This is a genomic window from Listeria innocua (assembly GCF_028596125.1).
GTDB lineage: Bacteria > Bacillota > Bacilli > Lactobacillales > Listeriaceae > Listeria > Listeria innocua.
This window is the reverse complement of the sequence record NZ_CP117229.1, coordinates 1,475,171-1,500,931: the sequence shown is the minus strand read 5'-3', so window position 1 is coordinate 1,500,931 and position 25,761 is coordinate 1,475,171. Positions and strand designations below refer to the sequence as shown.

Annotated in this window: 25 protein-coding genes and 3 other annotated features; all 25 genes read left to right on the top strand. The window is 36.3% G+C overall.

What is annotated here, in order from left to right; translation table 11 throughout:
* Window positions 1-21 precede the first annotated feature (21 nt).
* The 25 genes from mutM (at window position 22) to rpmA (ending at window position 25,714) form a co-directional block, all read left to right on the top strand.
* Window positions 22-843, top strand: a complete 822-nt coding sequence (gene mutM, locus PQQ29_RS08020; RefSeq protein ID WP_033532995.1) for a DNA-formamidopyrimidine glycosylase — start codon at window positions 22-24, stop codon at window positions 841-843.
* A gap of 16 nt (window positions 844-859) precedes the next feature.
* Window positions 860-1,462, top strand: a complete 603-nt coding sequence (coaE, locus tag PQQ29_RS08015) for a dephospho-CoA kinase (protein WP_033532996.1) — start codon at window positions 860-862, stop codon at window positions 1,460-1,462.
* A gap of 77 nt (window positions 1,463-1,539) precedes the next feature.
* The gene (gene nrdR, locus PQQ29_RS08010; protein ID WP_003762439.1) at window positions 1,540-2,004 is read left to right on the top strand and encodes a transcriptional regulator NrdR; all 465 of its coding nucleotides are present in this window, start codon (window positions 1,540-1,542) and stop codon (window positions 2,002-2,004) included.
* A gap of 5 nt (window positions 2,005-2,009) precedes the next feature.
* Window positions 2,010-3,386, top strand: a complete 1,377-nt coding sequence (locus tag PQQ29_RS08005) for a replication initiation and membrane attachment family protein (RefSeq protein ID WP_033532997.1) — start codon at window positions 2,010-2,012, stop codon at window positions 3,384-3,386.
* Window positions 3,387-3,395: 9 nt separating this feature from the next.
* Window positions 3,396-4,319 (top strand): primosomal protein DnaI, encoded by a 924-nt coding sequence (gene dnaI / locus PQQ29_RS08000; protein ID WP_003767061.1) that lies wholly within the window; start codon window positions 3,396-3,398, stop codon window positions 4,317-4,319.
* 50 nt (window positions 4,320-4,369) lie between these two features.
* Window positions 4,370-4,600: a binding site (T-box leader), on the top strand.
* 69 nt (window positions 4,601-4,669) lie between these two features.
* Complete coding sequence (gene thrS, locus PQQ29_RS07995; RefSeq protein ID WP_003762436.1) at window positions 4,670-6,592, top strand: threonine--tRNA ligase; 1,923 nt, start codon at window positions 4,670-4,672, stop codon at window positions 6,590-6,592.
* Between the two features lie 105 nt (window positions 6,593-6,697).
* Window positions 6,698-7,282 carry a ribosome biogenesis GTP-binding protein YihA/YsxC gene (yihA, locus tag PQQ29_RS07990; protein ID WP_003762435.1) on the top strand — a complete coding sequence of 195 codons (585 nt, stop codon included), beginning with the start codon at window positions 6,698-6,700 and terminating at the stop codon, window positions 7,280-7,282.
* 127 nt (window positions 7,283-7,409) lie between these two features.
* Window positions 7,410-8,717 carry a glutamyl-tRNA reductase gene (hemA, locus tag PQQ29_RS07985; protein ID WP_187984129.1) on the top strand — a complete coding sequence of 436 codons (1,308 nt, stop codon included), beginning with the start codon at window positions 7,410-7,412 and terminating at the stop codon, window positions 8,715-8,717.
* A gap of 3 nt (window positions 8,718-8,720) precedes the next feature.
* On the top strand, window positions 8,721-9,650 hold the full coding sequence (gene hemC / locus PQQ29_RS07980; RefSeq protein WP_187984128.1) for a hydroxymethylbilane synthase: 930 nt from the start codon (window positions 8,721-8,723) through the stop codon (window positions 9,648-9,650).
* Entirely contained in the window at window positions 9,647-10,369 is a 723-nt protein-coding gene (locus PQQ29_RS07975; RefSeq protein ID WP_003771974.1) for a uroporphyrinogen-III synthase, read from the top strand. Before hemC ends, PQQ29_RS07975 begins: the two co-directional genes overlap by 4 nt.
* Window positions 10,366-11,340: a porphobilinogen synthase gene (gene hemB, locus PQQ29_RS07970; protein ID WP_003771971.1), complete on the top strand. Its 975-nt coding sequence runs from the start codon at window positions 10,366-10,368 to the stop codon at window positions 11,338-11,340. Before PQQ29_RS07975 ends, hemB begins: the two co-directional genes overlap by 4 nt.
* Window positions 11,341-11,352: 12 nt before the next feature.
* Window positions 11,353-12,642, top strand: coding sequence for a glutamate-1-semialdehyde 2,1-aminomutase (gene hemL, locus PQQ29_RS07965; protein WP_003762428.1), 1,290 nt, complete (start codon window positions 11,353-11,355; stop codon window positions 12,640-12,642).
* A 47-nt stretch (window positions 12,643-12,689) separates the two neighbouring features.
* Window positions 12,690-12,916 (top strand) — a binding site (T-box leader).
* Window positions 12,917-12,963: 47 nt separating this feature from the next.
* On the top strand, window positions 12,964-15,612 hold the full coding sequence (locus PQQ29_RS07960; protein WP_187984127.1) for a valine--tRNA ligase: 2,649 nt from the start codon (window positions 12,964-12,966) through the stop codon (window positions 15,610-15,612).
* 63 nt (window positions 15,613-15,675) lie between these two features.
* Window positions 15,676-16,965, top strand: a complete 1,290-nt coding sequence (locus tag PQQ29_RS07955) for a bifunctional folylpolyglutamate synthase/dihydrofolate synthase (protein WP_187984126.1) — start codon at window positions 15,676-15,678, stop codon at window positions 16,963-16,965.
* Window positions 16,966-17,178: 213 nt separating this feature from the next.
* Window positions 17,179-17,889 carry a prepilin peptidase gene (locus PQQ29_RS07950; protein ID WP_033838194.1) on the top strand — a complete coding sequence of 237 codons (711 nt, stop codon included), beginning with the start codon at window positions 17,179-17,181 and terminating at the stop codon, window positions 17,887-17,889.
* A 12-nt stretch (window positions 17,890-17,901) separates the two neighbouring features.
* Window positions 17,902-18,576, top strand: a complete 675-nt coding sequence (gene radC, locus PQQ29_RS07945; RefSeq protein WP_003762424.1) for a RadC family protein — start codon at window positions 17,902-17,904, stop codon at window positions 18,574-18,576.
* 452 nt (window positions 18,577-19,028) lie between these two features.
* Entirely contained in the window at window positions 19,029-20,042 is a 1,014-nt protein-coding gene (locus tag PQQ29_RS07940) for a rod shape-determining protein (RefSeq protein ID WP_003767044.1), read from the top strand.
* A gap of 85 nt (window positions 20,043-20,127) precedes the next feature.
* Window positions 20,128-21,015, top strand: coding sequence for a rod shape-determining protein MreC (gene mreC / locus PQQ29_RS07935; RefSeq protein WP_003762420.1), 888 nt, complete (start codon window positions 20,128-20,130; stop codon window positions 21,013-21,015).
* A gap of 2 nt (window positions 21,016-21,017) precedes the next feature.
* On the top strand, window positions 21,018-21,536 hold the full coding sequence (mreD, locus tag PQQ29_RS07930; protein WP_003762418.1) for a rod shape-determining protein MreD: 519 nt from the start codon (window positions 21,018-21,020) through the stop codon (window positions 21,534-21,536).
* A gap of 178 nt (window positions 21,537-21,714) precedes the next feature.
* On the top strand, window positions 21,715-22,392 hold the full coding sequence (gene minC / locus PQQ29_RS07925; RefSeq protein ID WP_003762416.1) for a septum site-determining protein MinC: 678 nt from the start codon (window positions 21,715-21,717) through the stop codon (window positions 22,390-22,392).
* A 2-nt stretch (window positions 22,393-22,394) separates the two neighbouring features.
* A complete protein-coding gene (gene minD / locus PQQ29_RS07920) occupies window positions 22,395-23,195 on the top strand; it encodes a septum site-determining protein MinD (RefSeq protein WP_003762415.1) in 801 nt (266 codons plus the stop codon).
* 52 nt (window positions 23,196-23,247) lie between these two features.
* Entirely contained in the window at window positions 23,248-24,609 is a 1,362-nt protein-coding gene (locus PQQ29_RS07915; RefSeq protein ID WP_187984125.1) for a ribonuclease E/G, read from the top strand.
* Window positions 24,610-24,674: 65 nt separating this feature from the next.
* Window positions 24,675-24,753, top strand: a sequence feature (ribosomal protein L21 leader region).
* Window positions 24,754-24,765: 12 nt separating this feature from the next.
* Window positions 24,766-25,074, top strand: a complete 309-nt coding sequence (gene rplU / locus PQQ29_RS07910; protein WP_003719835.1) for a 50S ribosomal protein L21 — start codon at window positions 24,766-24,768, stop codon at window positions 25,072-25,074.
* Window positions 25,075-25,092: 18 nt separating this feature from the next.
* Window positions 25,093-25,410 carry a ribosomal-processing cysteine protease Prp gene (locus PQQ29_RS07905; RefSeq protein WP_003762411.1) on the top strand — a complete coding sequence of 106 codons (318 nt, stop codon included), beginning with the start codon at window positions 25,093-25,095 and terminating at the stop codon, window positions 25,408-25,410.
* Between the two features lie 13 nt (window positions 25,411-25,423).
* Window positions 25,424-25,714, top strand: coding sequence for a 50S ribosomal protein L27 (gene rpmA, locus PQQ29_RS07900; protein ID WP_003726866.1), 291 nt, complete (start codon window positions 25,424-25,426; stop codon window positions 25,712-25,714).
* The last annotated feature ends 47 nt before the right edge of the window (window positions 25,715-25,761 follow it).

Genomic DNA, 25,761 nt, shown 5'->3' with positions numbered 1-25,761 from the left:
AGAGAAACGGGGAGTTTATATATGCCAGAAATGCCGGAAGTAGAAAATGTCCGCGCAACATTACAAGAATTAGTCCCAGGTAAAAAAATAGATCAAGTGATTGTCCGCGTTCCCAAAATGATAGTAGCAACACCACCCGACGAGTTTGTCCATATGCTTGTCGGGCAAGAAATAGAAGCAGTGCGTCGTCGCGGCAAATTTTTACTATTTGACTTAACAAATTGTACGATTTTATCCCATTTGCGTATGGAAGGTAAATTCCGTTTAATGGATGAGAACGAGGAGGTTACTAAGCACACGCATATAATTTTTCATTTTGAAGATCATACCGAATTGCGCTTTTTAGATGTGCGGAAGTTTGGGACAATGGAAGTGACGAATAAATACGGCGAGTCAGAAACAAAATCGATAAAAAAACTAGGTCCAGAACCTTTAACCCCTGCATTTACATTAGCTGATTTTGCAACTGGTGTGAAAAAAACGAGTAGAGCTATCAAAACAGCCTTACTTGATCAAAAATTAGTTGCTGGTGTTGGGAATATTTATGCGGATGAAATTTGTTTTGAAGCAAAAGTGCGTCCAGAGAGAGCTGCCAACTCGCTGTCTGATAAAGAAATTAATCGTATTTTTGAAGCGACCAAAAGTATCATGACTGAAGCTGTTGCTCTTGGCGGTTCCACTGTAAGAACTTACGTGAATTCACAAGGTAAACTAGGACAATATCAAGATAAATTAAAAGTGTACGGAAAAACTGGGGAATCGTGCGTTATTTGCGGTACACCAATTGAAAAAATTAAACTAAATGGACGCGGGACGCATTTTTGCCCGCACTGTCAAAAATAGAAAGCGAGCTGAAATCATGGGTAAAACAATTGGATTAACAGGAAGTGTGGCAACAGGAAAGTCAACTGTGAGTAACCTGATTCAGCAAGCTGGAATTCCGCTAGTTGATGCTGATGTCGCAGCTAGAAAAGTAGTTGAAAAAGGAACAGATGGCCTAGCGGAAATTGTTGCATACTTTGGAAAAGACATTTTACTTGAAGACGGTACTTTAAACCGGGCTAAATTAGGAGAAATTATTTTTCAAGATAAAGAAAAACGGGAGAAATTAAATGAAATTACCCATCCTCGCGTGAAAGACTATATGTTGAATGAAAGAGAACGCTTTTTTGAAGCAGGAGAAAAAGTTGTATTTTTTGATATTCCGCTACTTTTTGAAAGTCATTTAGAATCTTTAATGGATCAAATTATCGTGGTTTGGACGACACCGGAAACAGAGTTAAAGCGTTTAATGGAACGAAATAACCTAACTAAAGAAGAGGCATTAGCAAGAATTAATAGCCAAATGGGAATTGATGAAAAGGCGAAAAAAGCCGATTTTGTGATAGATAATAATGAGTCACTGGAAAAAACACAAAAGCAAGTCCTTACATTTATCGAGCGTTTTGTTAATAACAAATAGCCACCCTTACTTTCACATGGTATAATGAGGCATACAAATAAACAGATAAAGAATGCTAAAGATAGGAGTGATTTTTTGTGAGATGTCCTACTTGTAAATATAATGGCACGCGTGTTGTAGACTCAAGACCGGCAGACGATGGTAACTCCATCCGAAGAAGGCGTGAATGTGAAAAATGCGGATTCCGTTTTACTACTTTTGAAAAGGTAGAAGAGAGTCCTTTAATAGTTGTGAAAAAAGACGGGGCAAGAGAAGAATTTGCTCGTGAAAAAGTAAGACGTGGTTTAATAAGAGCTTGTGAGAAACGCCCAGTTAGTGCGGAACAAATTGAAGAAATCGTGAATGAAGTAGAGCGCGAACTAAGAAACATTGGTGACAGCGAAATCGCTTCTGATTTAATCGGTGAAAAAGTAATGAATAAATTAGCGAGTCTTGATGAAGTTGCCTACGTGCGCTTTGCATCGGTTTATCGCCAATTTAAAGATATTAGTGTGTTTGTAGAAGAACTAAAAGATTTGATGGAAAAAAATAAAGATAGGTGAGTAAATTGACGGAATTTTGGATGGAGCTTCAGGCGGTAGATAGCTATCAAGTGAAGGCAAGTGGGATTTTGACAGGTGCCGATAGAAAAATAATTACGATGTTGTATCAACCGTTAATGGGGGCGGAATGTCTTGCTTTATACCAAACCCTGTTCACAGAAGTGGAAGAAAACAGACTCTGGTCAGAAGCGCATTCGCACGTCCAACTTTTAAATATGCTTGATATTAGTTTGAAAGCGTTATTCGAGGCGCGATTGAAACTAGAAGGCTTAGGTCTTTTAAAAAGTTATGTGAAAACAGAAAATGACCAACGCTTTTATATTTACGAAATTTTACCACCGTTATCACCCGAAAAGTTTTTTTCAGATGGTCTTTTAAATATTTATTTATATAGTAAAATTGGCAATGCGCAGTTTCAGCGTTTGCGTCGTTTTTTTGCAGATGAAACTTTTGACACAGATACATACAGCGAAATTACTCGTTCGTTCCAAGATGTTTTTGAACCGTTTAAAGGTGGCAGTAGTGCAGTTCCATCAGAATCTAATCAGGTTTTAGTGGATAAAATTGCGCCAAAAGAAATCGAATTTGATGACGCGAGTTTTGACTTTAATTTATTCTTAAGTTTACTTTCGCCAGGGATGATTGCCCGGGAAAAAATAACAAAAGAAGTGCGCCAAACGATTTTAAAATTACACGGGATTTATCAAGTTTCTGAAAAAGATATGCCGAGTTATTTGTATCGTGCGCTTGATGCAAATGGCGAAATCGACATCGTTTATTTACGAAAAATCGTGCGCGAAGGCTACACGATTGAAAACGGCGCACCACCAAAATTGCAAATGAAGCAGGAAACACCTGTAAAAAAAGAACCAGAAGAAGCTTTAAATGATGAAGAAGCCCTTCAAGTTTATTTAGAGAGCATCACGCCATTCCAATTATTAGTGGATATTTCAGACGGCGCGATCCCGGCAGAAACCGATTTACGCGTCGTAGAAGAAGTCATGAATCAACAAAATCTGCCGGTTCCCGTGATGAATGTGCTAATTGAATATGTTTTACTTCGCCTAGACCGGAAGCTTTCTAAAAATTACATGATGACTATCGCGGCCCACTGGAAACGAAAAAATGTAAAAACGGCAAAAGAAGCTATGGATCTCGCGTGGCAAGAGCACGAAAAATATAAACGACTACAAGAAGAACCAGCCACACCGAAAAATAATAATTACAACCGAAATTACCAAAAATCCACTAGAAAAGAAATTTTACCGGATTGGTTTGATAAAGAACAAGTTGCTCCAGCAGAAAACAAAATGACAGATAAAGAAAAACAAACGCTTGAAGAACAAGTTCGTGAAATTAAAGAACGACTAAATAAAAGGTAGGTGAAGAATATGGATAACATCGAAAGAACATTAGGACAGCTTTTTGAAGGGCGAGATTTTGAAAAAGAATACCAAGGTTTAAAACAACAAGTTCTCCATTATCAACCAATTCAAGATTTTTTCAAGGAAAATAAAGAAGATATTACGGAACAATTAATTAATCAAAACTTGTCTAATTTGTACGAATTTATGACGCAACATAAAAAATTCACAGAGCAAGAAGAGACATTAATGCCTGGTTATGCTCCAAAACTTGTCCTTAACGGGGAATTCATTACTGTCACCTATTATCCAACAAAAGAAAAAATTGAAGAAGATAAACGTCGTGCTGTCGAGCGGAGAATTCGTTCGCTTTACATGCCAAAACAAGTGGTGGATGCTAATTTAGCTGACTTTTATACCGATGAAGAATCGCGTAAACTGGCGCTTGTTGAAGCTTATCAATTTTTAAATAACTATCCACCTCAAAATGGTGAGCGTGTGAAGGGGTTATTTATTCATGGAAGTTTTGGGACTGGAAAATCCTACTTGCTTGGAGCACTTGCAAAAGAGTTAGCTTTAAAAGGTATTTCGACGACTCTAGTTTATTTACCAGAATTTATGCGGGAAGTGAAGCAGTCTATTTCGGATAATACTGTTGGCGAAAAAATCCAGTTTGCCAAAGAAACCGAAGTATTAATGCTTGATGATATTGGCGCAGAATCGATGACAGCGTGGACACGCGATGAAGTGCTGGGTGCGATTTTACAATTCCGGATGCAAGAAGAATTACCAACATTCTTCTCGTCTAATTACAATATGGATCAACTTGAGAATCATTTAATGTTTGCTCAAAATGGTACTGAAGAAAAACTAAAAGCTCGCCGAATCATGGAACGGGTGCGTTATTTATCTAAAGAGGTCAACTTAGAAGGAAAAAATCGCCGCTTCTAAAAAGTACTTGCAAATATATCTCATCGGGCTTATAATGTGAAGTAATATAAAACAAAGTGATGAAAAGGACAACCAATTTAACGGAAAATTATAGAGAGGAAGGGCTAGCTGGGAACCTTCTATTGGAACTTAAATTTGGACCACCTTGGAACTTCTATTAGGAACGTTTTTTACTAGTAATAATAGACGGATCGCTCCGTTACAGGCGACAAGAGTGAAGTAGTTAATTTTAGCTATTTCTGAATCTTGGGTGGAACCACGAGCATAAACTCGTCCCTTGACAACAGGAGGGATGGGTTTTTTATTTTGCCCTCCTAACCACATTTAAAAAAAGAAAAGGAGAGATTAGTATGAAAATCACATTTCCAGACGGCGCTGTAAAAGAATTTGAGCCAGGCGTGTCAACAGCTGACATCGCGGCTTCCATCAGCCCAGGTCTAAAAAAGAAAGCACTCGCAGGTAAATTAAACGGAGAATTACTTGACTTAGTAACTCCAATCCATGAAGATGGGGCAATTGAAATCGTCACTCCGGATCATGAAGATGCACTTGGCATTTTGCGCCATAGTACTGCTCATCTAATGGCTCAAGCGCTAAAACGACTTTATCCAGATGTGAAATTTGGAGTTGGTCCAGCGATTGAATCTGGTTTCTACTATGATATTGATACAGAAGCTGTTATTAGTGATGAATCTTTAGTTGAAATCGAAAAAGAAATGCAAAAAATCGTTCGTGAAAATGTACCAATCGAACGCGAAGTTGTTTCTCGTGAAGAAGCAATTAAACGTTTTGAAGCGATTGGCGATCAATATAAATTAGAACTAATCGAAGCAATTCCTGAAGATGAAACAGTGACAATTTATACTCAAGGCGAGTTTTTCGACCTTTGTCGCGGTGTCCATGTTCCTTCTACTGGTAAAATTCAAGTGTTTAAACTGTTAAGCGTGGCTGGTGCATACTGGCGCGGAGACAGCAACAACAAAATGCTTCAACGTATTTACGGCACAGCTTTCTTTGACAAAAATGGTTTAAAAGAATTTATCCAAATGCAAAAAGAAGCAAAAGAACGTGACCATCGTAAATTAGGGAAAGAATTAGATTTATTCGCGAACAGTATCGAAGTCGGTCAAGGACTACCTCTTTGGTTACCAAAAGGTGCAACTATCCGTCGCGTTATTGAGCGTTACATCGTGGATAAAGAAGAACGCCTAGGTTACAATCACGTTTATACTCCAATTATGGCAAACGTGGAACTTTACAAAACAAGCGGTCACTGGGATCACTACCATGAAGATATGTTCCCAACTATGAAAATGGATAACGAAGAACTTGTGTTACGCCCAATGAACTGCCCACATCACATGATGATTTATAAAAATGACATTCATAGTTATCGTGAACTGCCAATCCGTATTGCAGAACTTGGCATGATGCACCGCTATGAAATGAGTGGAGCACTTTCAGGACTACAACGTGTTCGTGGCATGACTCTAAATGATGCACATGTATTTGTTCGCCCAGATCAAATTAAAGATGAATTCAAACGCGTTGTGGAGCTAATTTTAGAAGTATATAAAGACTTTGATATTAAAGATTACTCCTTCCGCCTAAGCTATCGCGATCCGAAAAATACTGAAAAATATTTTGACGATGATGCGATGTGGGAAAAAGCCCAAGCAATGCTTAAATCCGCAATGGATGAAATGAATATGGATTACTTTGAAGCAGAGGGTGAAGCTGCGTTTTATGGTCCAAAACTAGATGTTCAAGTAAAAACTGCTATAGGAAAAGAAGAAACTCTTTCTACTGTACAACTTGACTTCTTACTTCCAGAACGCTTTGATTTAACTTACATCGGCGAAGATGGTGAAAAACATCGCCCAGTAGTTATTCACCGCGGTGTTGTATCGACAATGGAACGCTTTGTTGCTTACCTAATTGAAGAATATAAAGGTGCTTTCCCAACTTGGTTAGCTCCAGTTCAAATGGAACTTATCCCAGTTAATGCCGACGCTCATTTAGATTATGCAAAAGGTGTACAAGATAAATTACAACGCGCTGGACTTCGCGCGGAAGTAGATGACCGTAACGAAAAACTAGGATATAAAATCCGTGAAGCGCAAACTAAGAAAATCCCATACGCATTAGTGCTTGGGGACCAAGAAGTAGAAGCTGGTTCTGTAAACGTTCGTCGCTACGGCTCTAAGGATTCAGAAACAATGGATCTAGATGCCTTCATTGCACAAGTAGTAGCAGAAGTAAGCAAATATTAATCTGAAAAATACTGTCTCAAACGGGGCAGTATTTTTTCATGGTGCTTTTTTCCTCTTTTTCCGTTATACTAGTAAAAGATAATGAATAGAACAGGATGGACAAATATGGATGTAAATAATGTAGAACTAGTAATAAGCGCTGTTCGACCAGAGCAATACCCTGAAACAGACCTTCCAGAATATGCACTTGCAGGTCGATCCAACGTCGGAAAGTCATCGTTTATTAATACGATGATTCGCCGTAAAAGTATGGCAAGAATTTCACAAAAACCAGGAAAAACACAAACGCTAAATTTTTATAAAATTGAAGAAGCACTTTTCTTTGTCGATGTACCAGGCTATGGTTTTGCTAAAGTTTCAAAAACCGAACGCGAAAAATGGGGCGTGATGATTGAAACTTATATTACTTCTCGTGAGCAACTTCGTGGTGTTATTCAAATTGTAGATTTGCGCCATAAACCTACAGAAGATGACCGAATGATGTATGAATTTCTAAAGTATTATGATATTCCGGTTATCGTTGTAGCAACAAAAGCCGACAAAATCCCACGCAGCAAATGGCAAAAAAATGCTAAAATTGTTCGCGAAACACTTGATTTTGATCCTGACGACAAATTTGTCTTATTTTCTTCTGAAACAAAGATGGGAAAAGACGAAGCATGGCAGTTTATCAAAGAAGGAATGGAATAATAGAAAGAGTTGGAATGAAAAATCCAGCTCTTTTTTCCGTCTAAATACATAAACGGACTATTTGGTGTCCACATCGAAAAGTGGTAGAATGTATTAGAGTTCAATTTAATTTTAGGAGGATTATCGAATGTTTATTCTCACCATGGGGCTGAATCATCACACAGCACCAATCGACATCCGCGAAAAATTAGTTTTTAAAGAAACGGAAGAAGAAATGGCCTTAGTAACATTACTGCAGGAAAAAAGTATCCTCGAAAATGTTATTATTTCGACATGCAATCGTACGGAGATTGTGGCTGTCGTCGATCAAATACATACAGGCAGATATTACTTAAAACGCTTTATGGCCAATTGGTTTCAAATGGATATGGAAAAAATCGAGCCTTATTTGTTTTTTCATGAAGAAGCAGAGGCCGTCAATCATTTATATAAAGTAACTGCGGGACTCGATTCACTTGTGCTCGGAGAAACGCAAATTCTCGGACAAGTAAAACATGCATTCGAAATCGCGAAACAGACTGGAACAACAGGCACACTCTTAAATAAACTTTTTCGGGAAGTAGTTACTTTTGCTAAAAAAGTGCATCATCATACGAAAATTAACGAAAATGCCGTTTCGGTCAGTTATGCAGCTGTAGAAGTTGCCAAAAAACTATATGGTTCATTAGATAATAAAAAAATCGTCCTTATTGGAGCAGGGGAAATGAGCGAACTTGCTTTACAAAATCTTGCTGGAAGTGGCATTGCAGATATTACTATTATCAATCGCACAAAATCTAACGCAGAAATATTAGCGCATCAATTTCAAGCAAAAGTTGGTGCATATGAAAATATGTCGGACCATTTGTTAGAAGCAGATATTGTTCTCGTCTCAACAAGTGCTGAAGAGCCGATTATTAAACAGGTAGCTATGCAAGAATTGATGGAACAAAAAGCGAGCTCTATGCTTGTAATTGACATCGGCTTACCAAGAAATGTTGAACATGATTGTTCATATATTCCCAATTTCCATTTATATGATATTGATGATTTAGCTGGAGTGGTAAGTGCTAACTCTTTAGAACGTCAAAGGATCGTTCAAGAACTTGAAAACACCATTGAGACAGAAGTTCGAAGCTTTTTTGAATGGGAAAAACAACTCGGCGTCGTTCCTGTCATCCGAGCTTTGCGCGAAAAAGCGTTAGATATGCAAGAAGTTACTATGACTAGCTTAGAAAATAAACTTCCTGGATTAACAGAACGTGAATACGTCCAAATCGGGAAACATATGAAAAGTATCATTAATCAAATGCTAAAACAACCTATCTCAGAATTAAAGGAAATGTCTGTGGAAGAAAATGCAGATACAAGTATTGAACATTTTAAACGGATATTTGGTTTAACGGAAACAGATGTAGCTATAATAGAAAAAGAACAAGCTGAAACGAGGAGTTAATGCATGAAACGGAAAATAATTGTTGGTTCAAGACGTAGTAAATTAGCTTTAACACAGTCTAACTGGGTGATAAAAAAACTCAAAGAAAACTATCCTGAAATCGATTTTGAAATAAAAGAAATTGTTACAAAGGGCGACCGTATTTTAGATGTTACTTTGAGTAAAGTCGGTGGAAAAGGTCTATTTGTTTCTGAAGTTGAGCAAGCTTTGAGCGATGAAGTAATAGATTTCGCGGTACATAGTATGAAAGATGTGCCTTCAAGTTTGAAAGATGGACTAGTCATTGGAGCAATTCCAAAACGTGAATCCCCATTAGATTGTTTTGTTTTTAATGAGGTAAGCACGCTAGATGACTTACCAAAAGGTGCAGTAATCGGCACAAGTAGTCTACGTCGCGCGGCACAACTCTTAAAACATCGTCCTGATTTTGTCGTTAAGCCAATTCGTGGCAATATTGATACTCGGCTTCAAAAATTACATGCTGAAAACTTTGATGCAATCATTTTAGCAAAAGCTGGACTTGCACGAATGGGTTGGCTTGAAAATACGAGTTTAAAACTAGAAGATATATCTCCTGAATTATGTTTACCTGCTGTAGGGCAAGGGGCTCTTGCTATCGAATGTAGAGAAACCGATCTTCAAATTTGCGATATGCTAGCTTCTATTCACCATGAAGAAACGGGAATCTGTGTAGAAGCAGAGCGCGTTTTCTTGAAAAAACTAAATGGCGGCTGCGAAATCCCAATTGCTGGATTTGCGACAAAAACAGGCGATTCAGTTCACTTTAAAGGTTTGGTTGGTAACTCAGATGGTTCCATTATTCTTGAATCTGAACGAACTGGTGCGAGCCCAGCTGAAATTGGCAATCAAGTAGCTGAAGAATTGCTGAGTGAAGGTGCAGATACCATTATCAAAGAGCTGAGAAATATATGATTAAAAAAATTGTTTTAACAAGAGAAGCGAGCAAAAATAAACCATGGCAAGATTATTTTTCGCAAAATGGTTTCGACGTTGAATCAATTCCACTAATTGAAACGCATCCTAAAAAAATTAGTCTGAGTCTAAATCAAAAAGAGGCAGACTGGCTTTTTTTAACAAGTGCGAATGCAGTAGAATATTTCTTCAATGAACAAGCTGGTAAATTAAATTACAAAATAGCCGTTATTGGAGAGAAAACAAAAGAAAAGTTAGCAGAATATGGATATAAGCCTAATTTTGTACCGTCCGTTTACCAATCAGAAGTATTTTTGTCTGAGTGGTTAAGTGAAAATACTAGCCAAACAAGTATTTTACTTCCACAAAGCAACTTAAGTCGAACGATAATAGAAGATACACTGACGCAAAACGGCCACCTAGTTTTTCCGATTGAATTATATGAAACAAGCTTCCCAGAAAATTCTCAAACAATATTAATCGAACAATTAAAACTAGATGAAAAACGAATAATTATTTTCGCTAGCCCCTCTGCTTGGAAGAACTTTTATACGATTGCGAAACAATTTTCTATTAAAAATGAAAACTGGCGCATTGCATCAATCGGTAATATAACTACCGAAGCAATTTTAGCAGATGGTTGGGAAGTTACATACCAACCAAAAACCTTCACCATGAAGCACTTAGCTGATTTGATAATACAGGAGGAATTTAAATGAGTAATCAATTTGATAGACATCGTCGTTTAAGAAAGACAAAAACAATGCGTGATTTAGTGAGGGAGACAGTTTTACATACAGATGATTTAATCTATCCGATTTTTGTCAAAGATGGTACAGAACCAAAAACAGAAGTAGTTTCCATGCCAGGTGTTTTTCAATTTCCTCTACATGAATTAGAAGCGGAAATGAACGCTGTTACGAGCCTTGGAATTAAAGCTGTTATTTTATTTGGAATACCTGCTGAAAAAGATGCTGTTGGCACACAAGCTTATCATGATCATGGTATTATCCAAGAAGCAACTAGATTAATAAAAAGCAAATTTCCTGAAATAATTGTGGTAGCAGATACATGTTTATGTGAATTCACAGATCATGGACATTGTGGTGTAATCGAGAATGGTCAAATTCTAAACGATGAATCACTAGAATTACTGAAACAAACAGCTGTCAGTCAAGCTGCTGCTGGTGCGGACATCATTGCTCCTTCAAACATGATGGATGGTTTTGTTCAAGTAATCAGAGAAGGCCTTGATGAAGCTGGGTTCTACGATATACCAATTATGTCTTACGCAGTGAAATACGCTTCTGCATTTTATGGACCTTTCCGTGATGCCGCTGGTAGTGCACCGCAATTTGGAGATAGAAAATCCTATCAAATGGATCCCGCGAATCGCGAAGAAGCATTACGGGAGGCTCAATCGGATGAGCAAGAAGGAGCAGACTTTCTAATAGTGAAGCCATCTCTTTCGTACCTTGATATAATGCGAGATGTAAAGAATCATACGAATTTACCTGTTGTAGCCTATAATGTTAGCGGTGAATATGCAATGGTAAAAGCAGCAGCTCAAAATGGTTGGATTGATGAAGAGCGAATTGTTTTAGAAATGCTGACTAGTATGAAACGAGCTGGAGCGACATTAATTATTACTTACTTTGCAAAAGATGTAGCAACATACTTAAACAAATAGGAGGCGGGAATTTTGCAAAACTATATAAAATCTGAAAAAGCATTTAAAGAAGCAAAAAAAGTTTTACCTGGTGGCGTAAACAGCCCAGTACGCGCCTTTAACTCAGTCGATGCTTCACCAGTTTTTATGGACCACGGGAAAGGTGCCTATATTACTGACGTCGATGGAAATGAATATATTGATTACGTTTTATCATGGGGACCACTTATTTTAGGGCATGCGGATCCTTCTGTTGTTAATGCGATAACAAACGCAGCTATGAAAGGAACTAGCTTTGGTACACCTACAGAAATTGAGACAGAACTAGCAAAACTCGTAATTGAGCGCGTTCCATCTATCGAAATAGTGCGTATGGTTTCTTCGGGAACAGAAGCAACAATGAGCGCTATTCGTTTAGCTCGTGGATACACGAAAAGAGAAAAAATCTTGAAATTTGAAGGAAGTTACCATGGTCACGGAGATTCTTTATTAATCAAAGCTGGTTCAGGGGTTGCAACATTAGGATTACCTGACTCGCCTGGAGTTACAAAAGGTCTTGCTGCTGATACAATTACTGTTCCATACAATGATGTAGAAGGCGCCAAACTAGCTTTTGAAAAATTTGGTGAAGAAATAGCAGCTGTTATCGTGGAGCCAGTTGCAGGAAACATGGGTGTTGTCCCTCCAATTGATGGTTTCTTAGAAGGATTACGAGAACTAACAACCGAATACGGTGCGCTACTAATTTTTGATGAAGTTATGACAGGCTTCCGTGTGGACTATTATTCTGCCCAAGGATACTATGTTGTAACCCCTGATATTACTTGTTTAGGAAAAGTGATTGGTGGTGGACTACCAGTTGGTGCTTATGGTGGTAAAAAAGAAATCATGGAACAAATTGCTCCAGCCGGCTCTATCTACCAAGCTGGTACTTTATCAGGTAATCCGTTAGCAATGAATGCTGGATTTGAAACGGTTCGCCAATTAACACCACAACATTATGATGTATTCCGTTCCCTGATTAAGCGCATGGAAGAAGGCTTAACCGAAATTTCAAATAGACATGAAGTACCACTATCAATAAACAAAGCAGGCTCGATGTTCGGCTTTTTCTTCACTGATCAAAAAGTCACTAACTTTGATACTGCTAAAACAAGTGATTTAGAATTTTTCAGAAACTACTACCGAGAAATGTTAGCGCAAGGTATTTTTCTACCACCATCTCAGTTTGAAGGCGTTTTTATTTCTACAATGCATACTGAAAAAGAAATTGATGCGACTTTAGAAGCTTTTGACGTTACATGTAAAATGCTTCGAGGCTAATTGACGAATCTACAAACATTTGTTAAAATTATTTTTAGTATATAGAACTAAATGCGATGAAGAGGAAGAGTAGGTCATTTATTTTTCTAAGAGAGAAAGCGGTCGGTGTAAGCTTTCAAAAATAATGTCTGAAGGTAGCCTTGGAGCAGTTTTCCTGAAATAATAGTAGGGAATAACCGGTAGATCTCGTCTATCGTTAACACAATGAAGTGCCTACATTTCTTATTGTAGGTAAAAAGGTGGTACCGCGAATAATACTCTTTTCGTCCTTTTATTAGGATGAGAAGAGTTTTTTATTTTGCTTAAAAAGGAGGAATCGTTATGACAGAACAAAACGAAATAAATATGCCTACCAAATACGAACCTAGTAATGTAGAGGCCGGGAAATATAAATGGTGGTTAGAAAAAGAGTTTTTTAAAGCAGAAGGTAATACTGATAAAAAGCCTTATAGTATTGTAATCCCGCCACCAAATGTAACCGGAAAACTTCATCTGGGGCATGCTTGGGATACAACATTACAAGATATAATTACTCGTATGAAAAGAATGCAAGGCTTTGATACACTTTATTTACCAGGGATGGACCATGCCGGTATAGCTACACAAGCAAAAGTAGAAGCTAAATTAAAAGAAGAAAATATTTCTCGTTATGATTTAGGTCGAGAAAAATTCGTTGATAAAACATGGGAATGGAAAGAAGAATATGCTGATTTTATTCGAGAACAGTGGGAAAAATTAGGTCTAGGTTTAGATTATTCCAGAGAACGTTTTACTTTAGATGCCGGCTTATCTGATGCAGTAAAAAAAGTATTTGTTACGCTATACAATAAAGGGCTTATTTATCGTGGACAGTACATTATAAACTGGGATCCAGAAGCAAAAACAGCATTATCAGATATTGAAGTTATTCATAAAGATATAGAAGGAAGTTTTTATCATCTAAAATATCCACTTACTGATGGATCAGGATATTTAGAAGTTGCAACAACCAGACCAGAAACAATTCCTGGAGATACTGCAGTTGCTGTACATCCAAAAGATGAAAGATACCAACACTTAATTGGTAAAACGATTATGTTGCCTATTTTAAACAGAGAAATTCCCATCGTTGCTGATGAATACGTAGAAAGAGAATTTGGTTCAGGAGCAGTGAAAATCACTCCCGCGCATGATCCAAACGACTTTGAAGTGGGCAATCGTCATGATTTACCAAGAATAATTGTCATGCACGAAGATGGAACAATGAATGATAATGCTGGTAAATATGATGGTTTAGATCGTTTTGTTGCAAGAAAAGCTATTATTCAAGACTTTAAAGATTTAGGCTTATTTATAAAACAAGAACCTCATCTTCATTCAGTAGGACATTCTGAAAGAACAGGTGCTGTAGTAGAACCGTATCTTTCATTGCAATGGTTCGTTAAAATGGAACCTCTTGCAGCTGAAGCATTAGCACTTCAAAAAACAGAAGACAAAGTAAATTTTGTACCTGCTAGATTTGAAAAAACATATGAAACTTGGATGGATAATATTCACGATTGGTGTATTTCTCGCCAATTATGGTGGGGACATAGAATCCCTGCTTGGTATCACAAAGAAACTGGTGAAATCTACGTTGGGGAGAATGAGCCTGAAAACCTAGATCAATGGGAGCAAGATGAAGATGTTCTGGATACTTGGTTTAGTTCTGCTTTATGGCCATTTTCTACTATGGGTTGGCCTGACACTGAAAATCCTGATTACAAACATTTCTTCCCAACTAATACATTAGTAACTGGTTACGATATCATCTTTTTCTGGGTATCAAGAATGATTTTCCAATCTGTTGAATTTACAGGAGAAAGACCTTTTAAAGATACTTTAATTCATGGTTTGGTACGTGATTCAGAAGGGCGCAAGATGTCTAAATCACTTGGTAACGGAGTAGATCCAATTGAAGTTATTGACAAGTATGGTGCCGATTCATTACGCTACACACTTGCAACTGGTTCCTCACCTGGTCAAGACTTGAAATTTAGTTTTGAAAAAGTAGAGTCTACTTGGAATTTCATTAATAAGATTTGGAATGCATCACGATTTGTATTAATGAATCTTGATGGTATGAAATATGATGAAATCGACCTATCTAATGTGACTGAAGTTAGTGATAAGTGGATCTTAACAAGACTAAATGAAACCATTCAAGCAGTTACTTCTCTAGGTGAAAAATATGAATTTGGTGAAGTTGGCCGAACTTTGTATAACTTTATTTGGGATGATTTCTGTGATTGGTATATTGAAATTGCTAAAATTCCATTATACGGAGAAGATGAAGTTGCTAAACAAACTACAAGATCAGTACTTGCATATACTTTAAATACTACAATGCGATTGCTACATCCTTTCATGCCATTTGTAACAGAAGAAATTTGGCAAAACTTGCCTCATGAAGGTGAATCTATCACCATTTCCAACTGGCCTGAAGTTAATGAGCAACAAATGGACTCAAAAGCATCAACTGCAATGCGAACATTAGTTGAAGTAATTCGAGCTGTACGAAATATCCGTGCAGAAGTGAATACGCCTCTTAGCAAACCAATCGTGCTCGAAATAAAACCAAAAGATGAAACTTATAAAGAAATTTTAGAACAAAATATCTCTTATATAGAACGCTTTTGTAATCCAGAAAATATTACTATAGCTTTTGACATCGAGCCTTCTAAGACTGCAATGACAGCTGTAGTATCTGGCGCTGAAATATTTATTCCATTAGAGGCATTAATTGATTTAGACGTAGAAATCGCTCGCCTTGAAAAAGAACTGGAAAAATGGAATAAAGAAGTAGCTAGAGTTCAAGGTAAACTAAATAACGAACGTTTCATTAGTAAAGCTCCTGAAAATGTTGTAGCAGAAGAACGCTTAAAAGAAAAAGATTATCTAGAGAAAAAAGCTTCAGTTCTTGAAAGGATTGAAACGTTGAAAGAAGTTTAATAAAATGATTTGACCTTATCATAAAATCGTGTGGTAAGGTCATTTTTTAAGGTGGTTAAAAAGATGGCATTAAAATCGTATCAGGAAGCTTTGGATTGGATTCATGGCACGCTTCGTTTAGGAATAAAACCCGGATTAGCTCGAATGGAATATATAATGGAAAAGCTTAACCATCCGGAAAAGGCTAATAAGTGGTTACATATAGCTGGCACTAATGGGAAAGGGTCTACTCTAACATTTATTAGAAGTAGTTTAGAAGAAGCAGGATATAAAACAGGAACTTTTACTTCTCCTTATATTGAAACTTTTAATGAGCGAATTAGTGTAAATGGTATTCCTGTTAGTGATCAAATGATTGTAGATTTAGCAAATAGAATAAAACCTATAGCTGAAGAACTTGAAAAAACTGTATACGGTCCGCCATCTGAATTTGAAATTATTACAGCAATGATGTTCTTATGTTTTGCAGAGTATGAGCCAATCGATATTGGTATCATTGAAGTTGGGCTTGGAGGAAGACTAGACTCCACAAATGTTCTAACGCCTTTAATCTCTGTAATTACAACCATTGGAATGGATCATATGGAGTTTTTGGGAAATAGTATCGAACAAATAGCTGGTGAAAAAGCAGGGATTATAAAACCAGGTATACCTGTTATTTCTGGAGTTATTCAAAAAGAAGCGCAAGAAGTAATAATAAATAATGCTGTTAGAAACAATTCCAATGTTGCATGGCTAAATAAAGATTTCTTCATTCAAAATAGAGGCGATGAAATCACTTTTAGAACATCCCATGGAGACGAAATACCGGACATAACCATTGGCTTGTTAGGAATACATCAGTTAAATAATGCAGCAGTTGCAATAAAAGTACTACAGTATCTAAACACATTTTCATCCTATGAGATTAATCAATCAGCAATTAAACAGGGATTAAAGAAAGCTTTTTGGCCAGGAAGAATGGAATTGCTTGATGTGAAACCATTTATTATGCTGGACGGAGCACACAATCCTGAAGGCGTAAAAACCTTTGCTGACTCAATAAAAACATATCCTGGGCATAAAAAAATAATAGTTAGCATACTTAAAGATAAAAATTATCAAGAAATGATAGCATTATTAAAGACAATTCCTGATACTGAAATTTTATTGACAACTTTTGATTATCCTCGGGCAATGAGTGATTACGAAGTCACACAAATTGGAACTATAGAAGGTATTTCTACTAATCCAAACTGGAAGCAAGCGCTAGATGATATAAAAGAAATCAAAAATGATACTAAGTTTTTCGTTACAGGCTCGCTTTATTTCATTTCTGAAGTCCGTAAATATTTGCTTACATCGCACAACTAAATTTTTGAATAAAGTGAGTATACTTAGAAAAATAAAAAAGCGCAAACTACTAAAATAGTATTTTCGTATGCTAAAAGTAAATAAAAACACCTATTTTCTACTAAGAGAAAATAGGTGTTTTTTAGTTAGTCTACCCAGTGAAAACATCATTTTATCAATGTGCAAAAATAAATCTTCTTTGCTATTCTGTTTGTAACAACTAGGAGGTGGCGGATGGTTTACTTTTTACTAATAATCTATAGTTCTATTTTTATTTCTTTTATTCAAGTCGCAGGGGAATGCTTTCCAATAAAAAAATCATTTCTATTTCGTTTTTCAGAATGTAATCATTGTCAAAAAACGTTATCGTTCTCTCAAATGATACCAATTTATTCATTCCTATTTTTAAAAGGGAAATCTAAATGCTGTCAAACTCCTATTCCGCTTAACTACTTTTTATTAGAATTAACGACACCAATTTACATCCTTCTTCTGCATTATCAATTTTCTTTTTCTTATCGTTTTGTTATAGGCTGTATTATTTATTATTTTCTCGCCTTTTTCTTCGTGACAGATATTTTATATTTGCATGTTCCTAATTCTGTAATGATTCTATTCTTTTTAGTATTGTTGACATGTTATATTTCCTTTCAACAACCAGCTGTATCTTTAATCTACTCTAGTCTTATAAGTAATTGTTTCTACTTACTATTTTTTATTTTATTTCGAAAAGGCATTGGATTAGGCGACATTAAAATACTTATTATTTTAAGTTCTTTTTTAGGTTTTGAAATGGGATATATTATCTTTTTTCTCTCCATTGTTCTAGGTGCAATCATCCTTTTAAGTGCTTTAGTTTTAAAAAAAGTGGAGAAAAATAAACAAGTGCCTTTTGTACCTTACATTTTTATATCATTTATCATAGTTAGTATTTTAATGAAATGAGGGTTGGGATTTATGCTAGTAAATGAAATCTCGGAAAATGAGAAGCCACGAGAAAAATTACAAAATTATGGGATAGAGGCGCTTTCGACTTCGGAGTTAGTGGCATTAATTATTGAAACTGGAACGAAAACGGAATCAGTTTTAACAATTGCTAATCGAATTATGATGAAATTTAAACATATAGCTGAAATGCAGTACGCGTCTATTGAAGAATTTCAATTAGTGAATGGAATTGGAATTGCTAAAGCCTCAAAAATTATGGCAGCAGTCGAACTTGGGAAACGCATCAGTTTAGTTACGGAACAAAAAGAAATTGTCATTAGATGTCCGGAAGATGCAGTGAAACTAGTAATGCCTGAGTTAGCTTTCCTTTTTCAAGAACATTTCCACTGTATTTTTTTAAACACCAAGAATCAAGTGATTTATAGGCAAACAATCTTTGTCGGTGGTTTGAATGCTTCCATTGTTCATCCTAGAGAAGTTTTTAGACTGGCATTAAGAAAATCATCAGCTTCTATAATGTGTTTTCATAACCATCCGTCTGGTGATCCCGCGCCTTCAAGTGAAGATTTACTTGTGACTAAACGTTTAGCGGAGGCTGGAAATATTGTTGGAATAACGCTTTTAGACCACATTATTATTGGGAAAAACAAATACATTAGTTTAAAAGAAAAAGGCTACTTTTAAACTAAAAAAGTGTTCACAAATTATCTACAGACAGCATTTATTTCCTTGTGTTAAAGTGAGTATCAATTAAAAAGCAGAAGGTGACTTATTATGCTAAAACGATGGAAAGTATATAAAGATAATATTATTGTTTTTTCTATAGTTGTGGGGATGTTTATTATTCCAGTTTTTCTTTGTATTATGGAATTTTCAAAATAAAAATAATTACTTTAAAAAGTTTAATTTCGATAAAATTAAAAATGCAAAAAACATATTTTTAAAGAAAAGTTAAAATTTTTTCCTTCTCATGAAAAATTAATGTCTGATACTCTTACTTATGTTATAATAAGATGGTTGTTTATGTGTCTATACAGAAACATTGACATAAAGGGATAAGGTAACATTAATTTAATGGACGAATAAGGAAACTTAATGTATCCTGTAGAATATTACGAAGGAAAAGGAGAATACAGATGTTTGGATTTGGTAATAAAGATATTGGAATTGACTTAGGAACAGCGAACACACTTGTCTATATGAAGGGAAAAGGTATTGTCCTTCGTGAGCCTTCCGTTGTGGCAATGAAAAAAGACACACAAGAAATAGTTGCAGTTGGTAGCGATGCAAAAAATATGATTGGTAGAACACCAGGAAATATTGTTGCTATTCGACCAATGAAAGATGGCGTTATTGCTGATTATGATACAACAGCAGCAATGATGAAATATTACATACAAAAAGCTGGTAAAAGCGTTAATGCTAGCAAACCACGTGTAATGATATGTGTACCATCAGGCATTACTGGTGTTGAAAAACGCGCTGTGATTGATGCAACTCGTCAAGCAGGGGCTAAAGATGCCTTCACTATTGAAGAACCTTTCGCTGCAGCTATTGGTGCTGGTCTTCCTGTAGGGGAACCAACTGGTAGCATGGTAGTTGATATTGGTGGTGGTACAACAGAAGTTGCTGTAATTTCTTTAGGTGGTATCGTAACAAGCCGCTCTGTAAGAACTGCTGGCGACGATTTGGATGAAGTTATTATTAATTATATCCGCAAAAAGTATAATTTATTAATCGGTGATCGTACTGCAGAAGCAATTAAAATGGAAATCGGTTCAGCTAGTCCAAAAGGATTGGACTTATCTCCATTTAGTATTCGTGGTCGTGATTTAGTAACTGGTCTTCCAAAAACAATTGAAGTTACTCCGGAAGAAATCAGTGAAGCACTTTCTGATACCGTTGCAGCAATTATTGATGCTGTAAAAGGAACACTTGAAAATACGCCACCAGAATTATCTGCTGATATTATGGATAAAGGAATTGTATTAACAGGTGGGGGTGCGCTTCTTCGTAACTTAGATACAGTTATTTCTGAAGAAACAAAAATGCCTGTAATTATTGCTGAAGAACCACTTGATTGTGTTGCCATTGGTACTGGTAAAGCGCTAGAAAACATGGACATGTATAAACGCAAAAAAATGAACTAAATGGACACACTCATTTATGTCATATAACAAGATGAATTCGCTGCAAAAAAATGAAAAAAGAGTACTAACGAGATGAGGTGTCGTTATGCCACAATTTTTTCTTAATAAACGTTTGATTATCTTGTTAATATCCATTATTGTTCTTGTCGCGTTAGTTGGTTTTTCTTTACGCGATCGTGAAAATGCTTCGTGGCCAGAACAATTTGTGAAAGATGTTGTTGGATTTGGCGAGAATATTGTAGCTAAGCCTACTTCATTTGTCTCAGGTGTGTTTGGTGGAGTTGCAGACTTAAAAAACACATATACTGAAAATCAACATCTGAAAGAACGTTTAGAAGAATTGGCACAACTTGAAAGTGAAGTTGCAGACTTAAAAAAAGAAAATAAAGATTTAAAAGAAAGTCTAGATATTACTGATAGTATCCGGGACTATGATCCACTGAACGCCTCTGTTATTTCTAGAAATCCTACTAATTGGAATGATCAAGTTGAGATTGACAAAGGCTCAAGCGATGGAGTAAAACCAGATATGGCAGTAACTACGCCGAGTGGTCTTATTGGTAGGGTGACAACAACAGGTGCAAAATCTGCTACGGTTGAATTGTTAACTTCATCGGATGTTAAAAATCGTGTTTCTGCTAAAGTACAGGGAGACGAAAATGCATTTGGAATTATTAATGGATATGACAGTGATACGAAGTTGCTTGAATTAAAACAATTACCTTATGATATGAAGTTTAAAAAAGGACAAAAAGTTGTTACTTCTGGACTCGGAGGGAAATTCCCGGCAGGTATTTTTATCGGTACTATTGAAAAAGTAGAAACTGATAAAATGGGATTATCTCAGACTGCGTTTATTAAGCCGGGTGCTGATATGTATGATCTAAATCATGTTACTGTTCTAAAGCGTTCAGCTGAAGCAGGAACAACGGCAGATGATACATCCAGTTCGGACACGACTGGAGGCAGGTAACCATGAATGTAAAGAAAAATATTGCGCTTCCTGCAATTATGGTCGGAACATTTATTTTAGAAGGTGTCATTAGCCTCCAGTTTGGTAATGGTCTTTTCAATGATAAGCATCTGTTTATTCCACACTTTTTACTTGTAATGCTAACAATAATGACTTGCTTTTATAAACGTAATACTACTTTAGTATATGCTTTTATATTAGGGTTATTGTTTGATATTTATTATACAGGTGTCATGGGGATTTATTTTGCAATCTTTCCGTTTACGGTTTACATTACCGATAAATTTATGAAAGTTTTACAGAATAATATCTTCTTGGTAGGTTTAATCACTGTATTTAATATTATCCTTACTGAGAGTTTGGTATATGCTTTTTATTATTTAATTGGTTCGACCACAATGACCATTCCGGTATTTATTGATCAGCGTCTTTGGACAACGATTTTGTTTAATCTAGCATTCTTTTTAGTTATCTTTTTCCCATTCCGATTATTCCTTGATCGTTTGGTTAAATCAGAATAACTATAGTAATTTTATCAGTTTGAATTCGCTATTACTTGTAAAAGTATGACTGTGGAGTATATCCACAGTTTGCGATTTCAAGCTGTTTTTTTCAGAAAAAGTATTTTTTTATTATCATTTAATTTGAGTTAGTGTATACTAAAGGCTAGAGTATAAATGTTGCGGGGTGAAATGGTATATGAAGAAGAATGTTCAAATTAAAGGCACAAAAAGTGGCATCAGTATTTTTCTTAGTGATAAGGCAAGTATATCGGAGCTGCAACAAGAATTATCGCAATTACTAGCAGATCAAAAGCAAAACCCATACTCTGGTGAAAAATTAGAGGTACAAGTTCAAATTGGGAATCGACTGTTTTCAGAGGAAGAAGAACGCGAAATTTCAACTATTATTCATAACAATAGTCAAATGAAGATTAGCGCATTTTATAGTAATGTTATGTCTAAAGATGACGCTAAAAAATGGAAGGAAAATGACCAAATTTTTTCCATGGCAACGATTATTCGTTCTGGACAAGTTGTTCAAGTTCCTGGAGATTTCTTGTTAATTGGCGATGTGAATCCTGGTGGACAAATTCGTTCTAATGGAAATGTATTTGTTCTTGGTAATATTAAGGGAATCATTCATGCTGGTTTTGAAGGCGATGAAAATGCTGTTGTTGCTGGGAAATTTCTTTATCCGTCACAAGTTAGAATAGCTGGCAAAGTGTATGGATTTGATAGTGAAGATTATAAAGAAGTTGCGGATACAGATTTATTTTCTGCGTTTGTAAATGACGCGGGTGAAATAGTAATTGATGAAATACATAAGATAAGAAAAATTAGACCGGAAATTTCTAATTTTCAAGGAGGGCGTTAAACATGGGAGAAGCTATAGTCATTACTTCTGGGAAAGGTGGAGTAGGAAAAACTACTTCAACTGCTAACTTAGGAACGGCACTTGCTCTTCAAGGTAAGAAAGTGTGCTTGATTGATATGGATATCGGTCTTCGTAATTTAGATGTTGTTCTAGGCCTTGAAAATCGGATTATTTATGATTTAGTAGATGTTGTTGAAGGACGATGCAAAATCCATCAAGCTATGATTAAAGATAAGCGTTTTGATGATTTACTTTTCTTACTTCCAGCAGCACAAACTACGGATAAAAATGCTGTTTCGGGAGAACAAATGATAGAGCTAATTAATCAACTACGTCCTGATTACGATTATATTCTAATTGATTGCCCAGCAGGAATTGAAACAGGATATAAAAATGCGGTTGCTGGAGCTGATAAAGCAATTGTTGTGACTACTCCAGAGATTTCAGCTGTTCGAGATGCGGACAGAATTATTGGCTTGCTTGAAAAAGAAGATATTGAGCCACCAAAACTTATTATCAATCGTATTCGTACACAAATGATGGTAAATGGGGATGTGATGGACATCGATGAAATCACTACGCATTTATCTATTGAATTACTTGGTATAATTATTGATGATGATGAAGTTATTCGTTCATCTAATAGCGGAGATCCGGTTGCGATGTTACCGAATAATCGCGCCTCTCAAGGATACCGCAATATTGCACGACGCATTCTTGGTGAATCTATTCCATTAATGTCGATTGAAGCGAAAAAACCAGGATTTTTCACGCGCTTAAAACAACTTTTTGGCGGAAAATAAAAAATTAGACCCTTTATCTTTTGGATGAAGGGTCTTTATAAAAGGTGATTGGATGAAAAAACTAGTAATAAATGCAGCTAACATAGAAAGACGTGTAGCAGTACTAGAAGACGACGTGCTAATTGATGTTGAAATTATTCGCCCATCTAACAAAATTCAAGTAGGTGACATTTTTTATGGCTTTATTCAAAAAATAGACCGAAAAATGGATGCAGCTTTTGTTGATTTAGGTAATCAAAATAAAGGTTTTATACATTTAAAAGATATTCCAGCTAGCTATGAAAAAACACAAGGCGCAAAAATACCTGTTCAAATTGTTCGAGAAGGTAGTGCTACAAAACTTCCGCTTTTATCAGCGGTTCTTGAATTTCCAGGAGATTTGCTGATTTATTTGCACGGAAAAGAATATATTTCCATTTCCAAAAGAATTCAGGATAAAGAACCTCTGAAAATAATAATGGAGTCGCTTTTAGAAGAGAATGAAGCAATAATTATTCGCTCTAGCGCAGAAACTGCAACGAAAGAGCAATTAGAATTAGCATTAAACCAAGCAAGAGAAAAATATCAAACATTAGTTAAAGAAGCCGAAACAAGAAAGAAACCTGGCTTGCTTTTATCTGCTGCTTCAGGCGTTTTCTTGAGTACGAAGCAATTTATCCAGCGCTATATGCCAATAGAAATTATTACTGATGATTTTGAATTTGCGAAGATAGTGGAAGCTAATTTTACTGATAAAGAAGTTAGTTTAAAGAAAAGTGCGGACTTATTTGCTGATTTAGGTATTAAGCAACAGATGGATCGTCTTAGCAGACCCGTCGTTCATCTTTCAAATGGATCTTCTCTTTTTATTGAAAAAACAGAAGCTATGTGGGTAGTGGACGTGAATTCTAGTCGTTTTAAAGGTACAAGTGCTAAAGAAAAAACGGTAGAAGCTGTTAATATAAAAGCGGTTCCCGAGATTTTTAGGCAAATTCGTCTTCGGAATATGAGTGGGATGATTCTTGTTGATTTTATTGGTGGTATGTCAGAGGAGGGGCAAGGAGAGCTGCGTGAGGCGATAGAGAAAGAAAGTCGTGAAGAATACATTACGACACAAGTGGCCGCTTTATCGCAGTCAGGGCTCTTGCAACTAACGAGACGAAAGAAACAACAATCCTTTTTAGAGGTGACAACAATTCCTTGCCCGGTTTGTTACGGGACAGGACACGTTGCTTCAAAAGATACACTTGCTTTTCAACTAGAAAGAGAATTAAGTGGGATTATGATGGGAGATCCAAGTAGCATCCAAGTCATCACCACAGAGGATGTGTTAGATGCGTTCTTAGATTTGAATACCTTTAATAACGCTCCAATTGATTGGGAAGTGGCAGACGAACGAGTTCCATTTTATCAAATTGCTCGTGTTGAAAATTAAAATTAACAAGTGATTGACATAGACAGCTTCTCTATGCTATCATTTTACTGTTATGTTTGTAGCGCACCAAGCTACAACCGCACAGAGCTGGGTTAAGTATTTACCTTGTGTAAGTCCCCTGTAATGGCGAGTCTTAGTATATGAGGAGGTGCAAGTATGTACGCAATTATTGAAACAGGTGGGAAACAAATCAAAGTAGAAGCAGGCCAAGAAATCTATGTTGAGAAATTAGCAGGTGAAGTTGGTGATGTTGTTACTTTTGACAAAGTTCTATTCGTAGGCGGAGATTCCGCTAAAGTTGGCGTTCCATTCGTGGACGGAGCAACTGTAACAGCTAAAGTTGAAAAACAAGGCCGTGCGAAGAAATTGACAGTTTATAAATATAAACCGAAAAAGAACTACCACAAAAAACAAGGTCATCGTCAACCTTACACAAAATTAACTATTGATGCAATCAATGCTTAATTTGAAAGGACGAAAAAAATGATTCAAGTCGATGTTATGCGAGAAAACAACCAAATAGTTTCTTTTACAATGAGTGGACATGCCGATTTTGCCGAACATGGCAGTGATTTGGTTTGTGCAGGAGCTTCGTCAATTGCCTTTGGGATGGTTAATGCTATTTCAGAAGTACGTGACTTTGAGCCTGTGTTTGAAGAGTCGGAGGGTTACCTTTACTATTCTGTGCCTGCTGATTTTGTTGGAGATGATGTGGTACAAATCTTGCTTACAGGGATGGAAAATCAACTAAGGTCATTAGCGTACAGCTATCCTGATCATATAAAAATTAACTCCAAATAGGAGGTGGAATTTCATGTTAAAATTTGATATTCAACATTTTGCGCACAAAAAGGGTGGCGGTTCGACTTCTAACGGACGTGACTCTGAATCAAAACGTTTAGGTGCAAAACGTGCGGACGGACAATTTGTTACTGGTGGATCTATCCTTTACCGTCAACGTGGTACTAAAATCTATCCAGGAACTAACGTTGGTCGTGGCGGCGATGATACTCTATTCGCTAAAACTGACGGCGTTGTACGTTTCGAACGTATGGGACGCGACAAGAAAAAAGTTAGCGTTTATCCTGAAGTACAAGAAGCTTAAATACAAAATTAAAAACCGTCACTTGTGGCGGTTTTTTTGTGTTTTCT

Excerpts from the sequence above, each read along its gene's own strand:
- PQQ29_RS07955 (WP_187984126.1), top strand. The coding sequence starts at position 15,676 with ATGGCATTAAAATCGTATCAGGAAGCTTTGGATTGGATTCATGGCACG.
- PQQ29_RS07950 (WP_033838194.1), top strand. The coding sequence starts at position 17,179 with ATGGTTTACTTTTTACTAATAATCTATAGTTCTATTTTTATTTCTTTT.
- radC (WP_003762424.1), top strand. The coding sequence starts at position 17,902 with ATGCTAGTAAATGAAATCTCGGAAAATGAGAAGCCACGAGAAAAATTA.
- rplU (WP_003719835.1), top strand. The coding sequence starts at position 24,766 with ATGTACGCAATTATTGAAACAGGTGGGAAACAAATCAAAGTAGAAGCA.
- coaE (WP_033532996.1), top strand. The coding sequence starts at position 860 with ATGGGTAAAACAATTGGATTAACAGGAAGTGTGGCAACAGGAAAGTCA.
- thrS (WP_003762436.1), top strand. The coding sequence starts at position 4,670 with ATGAAAATCACATTTCCAGACGGCGCTGTAAAAGAATTTGAGCCAGGC.
- yihA (WP_003762435.1), top strand. The coding sequence starts at position 6,698 with ATGGATGTAAATAATGTAGAACTAGTAATAAGCGCTGTTCGACCAGAG.
- PQQ29_RS07905 (WP_003762411.1), top strand. The coding sequence starts at position 25,093 with ATGATTCAAGTCGATGTTATGCGAGAAAACAACCAAATAGTTTCTTTT.
- PQQ29_RS07975 (WP_003771974.1), top strand. The coding sequence starts at position 9,647 with ATGATTAAAAAAATTGTTTTAACAAGAGAAGCGAGCAAAAATAAACCA.
- PQQ29_RS07915 (WP_187984125.1), top strand. The coding sequence starts at position 23,248 with ATGAAAAAACTAGTAATAAATGCAGCTAACATAGAAAGACGTGTAGCA.
- minD (WP_003762415.1), top strand. The coding sequence starts at position 22,395 with ATGGGAGAAGCTATAGTCATTACTTCTGGGAAAGGTGGAGTAGGAAAA.
- hemC (WP_187984128.1), top strand. The coding sequence starts at position 8,721 with ATGAAACGGAAAATAATTGTTGGTTCAAGACGTAGTAAATTAGCTTTA.
- mreC (WP_003762420.1), top strand. The coding sequence starts at position 20,128 with ATGCCACAATTTTTTCTTAATAAACGTTTGATTATCTTGTTAATATCC.
- hemA (WP_187984129.1), top strand. The coding sequence starts at position 7,410 with ATGTTTATTCTCACCATGGGGCTGAATCATCACACAGCACCAATCGAC.
- rpmA (WP_003726866.1), top strand. The coding sequence starts at position 25,424 with ATGTTAAAATTTGATATTCAACATTTTGCGCACAAAAAGGGTGGCGGT.
- hemB (WP_003771971.1), top strand. The coding sequence starts at position 10,366 with ATGAGTAATCAATTTGATAGACATCGTCGTTTAAGAAAGACAAAAACA.
- PQQ29_RS07940 (WP_003767044.1), top strand. The coding sequence starts at position 19,029 with ATGTTTGGATTTGGTAATAAAGATATTGGAATTGACTTAGGAACAGCG.
- mutM (WP_033532995.1), top strand. The coding sequence starts at position 22 with ATGCCAGAAATGCCGGAAGTAGAAAATGTCCGCGCAACATTACAAGAA.
- dnaI (WP_003767061.1), top strand. The coding sequence starts at position 3,396 with ATGGATAACATCGAAAGAACATTAGGACAGCTTTTTGAAGGGCGAGAT.
- mreD (WP_003762418.1), top strand. The coding sequence starts at position 21,018 with ATGAATGTAAAGAAAAATATTGCGCTTCCTGCAATTATGGTCGGAACA.
- PQQ29_RS07960 (WP_187984127.1), top strand. The coding sequence starts at position 12,964 with ATGACAGAACAAAACGAAATAAATATGCCTACCAAATACGAACCTAGT.
- minC (WP_003762416.1), top strand. The coding sequence starts at position 21,715 with ATGAAGAAGAATGTTCAAATTAAAGGCACAAAAAGTGGCATCAGTATT.